Below are 1,840 nucleotides of genomic sequence, written 5' to 3'. Positions count from 1 at the left end.
CCCGCATTCCGCAAGTTGATATGGCAACAACAAATATTTTTGGTTTCTGGAAATATTTTAAAGGAGCTCATCGTTTATTGTCGAATACCATCGTCAATACAGTGTAGGAGATGGTATTCGTGGCATCAGCCAATATACGCATGATCCAAGCCGGAGCCGTACCTGTGATCGCCAAGCTCTGCCGCATCGCAAAGATTCGTGAAATCGTCAACCAACTGGTGAAATGGGATGAAGCCATTTCACGGGTTTCGCCCGGAATTCTCATCGAAAGTCTGATCATCTGCATCCTCTGCGGGAGAAAAGCCCTCTGGAAAGTGGAGCAATTCTGGGCCAAGCAGGACATGACCGCTGTGTTCCAAGGCCATTTAACGCTGGAACAGGTGAACGATGACGCATACGGACATGCGCTGGATAAGCTCGCCGAGATCTCGCAGGAGACACTGGTCAGTTTGGTCGGAGTCACACTGCTTCACGCCCATGCGATGGGGATTCGTTTCATCCACTTTGACACCACATCAAAATCCGTCCAGGGCGCGTACGAAGAAGAGCCCACCGGAGATTTTGATGTGAATCGAGGGCACAGCAAAGATCTTCGCCCGGATTTGAAACAGTTCAAGATCGGCGCTGCGGTCCAAGAGAATGGGCTCCCGATCATGGGACAACTGCTTTCTGGCAATACAGCCGATGTCACCTGGAACCCTGAAGCGGCCGTGGAGATGCAAAAGTTCTTCACCGAAAAAGGCTATCGGGATGTCATCTTTGTGGCTGATTGCGCCCTTGTTTCCACCGAGGGGCTGAATAAACTCGCCCGTCAGGGCGTGCAATTCATCTCCCGGTTGCCGGAAACCTTTGCGCTCGCACAAACCCTCAAAGACGAGGCCTGGGCGGACGGGCAATGGGAAGACCTTGGAACCTTGGCCGATTCCTCCGAGGCCGACCGGGCGAGGTATAGCGTGTATTCGACACGCCGGGAACTGGCTGGGCGAGAGTACGGCTTCTTGGTCGTCCATTCCTCCCACTTAGAGTCCCGAAAAGAAAAAACCCTGCAACGGCAGTTTGCCAAGCGAAAGACTGCCCTGGAGAAAGAAGCAGCGGTGTTGTCGGATCGGCCCTTTGCCTGTGAGGACGATGCCCGGATTGCCTTGGAGGAATGGCGAGCAGACGCCCGGAAACAGGGCTTTCATGTGGAAGGCGCCGTCGAACGCAAAACGCTGCATCGTCACGCCCATCGCGGGCGACCCAAAAAGGATGCTCTTCCGGACATCGAAGTGACCTTTCATGCCCAGTGCGTCGTAGGCGAACTGAAGCCCGAGGCATGGGAACAGGCCTGCCGAAAAGAATCTACCTTCATCCTGATTAACGATGTGCGCAATCCGATGAGCCCCGCCGAAATCTTGACGGAATACAAGCGCCAGAACACGATTGAGATGAAGTTTCGTTTCCTAAAAAGCCCGGTCATGCTGGGGCCGGTATACTTGAAGAGCAAGCGTCGAATTGAGGCGCTGGGCTATGTCTTTGTGTTGGCGCTGATGCTGGCGTCCTATTTGGAATTTCGGGTTCGTCGGGAACTGAAGCAACGAGAAGAATTCCTGCTTCTCCCCGGTAAGAAGAAGACCCAGGTTCCGTCGATTACAACGATCCTCGAATACCTCAACATGATCACGGTGGTCTCCATCAACGGTCAACGCCTCTTGCCGGACAATGTCGACAAGGAGGCGTTGAAGATGATTCGGTGGGCAGGTTTTACGGAGGCGCTTTATACGGAGGGGCTATAATTATGCACCTAGTTCCCTGTTCTCAAAAAATCGAAAATGTTGAATTCCAACTCGCGGAACAAGGG

At 53.2% G+C, this 1,840-nt stretch carries 1 protein-coding gene; it reads left to right on the top strand.

Going from position 1 to position 1,840, the window contains the following annotated elements; all coding sequences use genetic code 11:
• The first annotated feature begins 119 nt into the window (after nt 1–119).
• On the top strand, nt 120–1,775 hold the full coding sequence (locus tag GTO91_RS17525) for an IS1634 family transposase (RefSeq protein ID WP_161260003.1): 1,656 nt from the start codon (nt 120–122) through the stop codon (nt 1,773–1,775).
• The last annotated feature ends 65 nt before the right edge of the window (nt 1,776–1,840 follow it).

The sequence above is a fragment of the Heliomicrobium undosum genome, assembly GCF_009877425.1.
Lineage (GTDB): Bacteria > Bacillota > Desulfitobacteriia > Heliobacteriales > Heliobacteriaceae > Heliomicrobium > Heliomicrobium undosum.
Note: the sequence above shows the minus strand (reverse complement) of the source record. Positions and strands in the feature narration are given on the sequence as shown.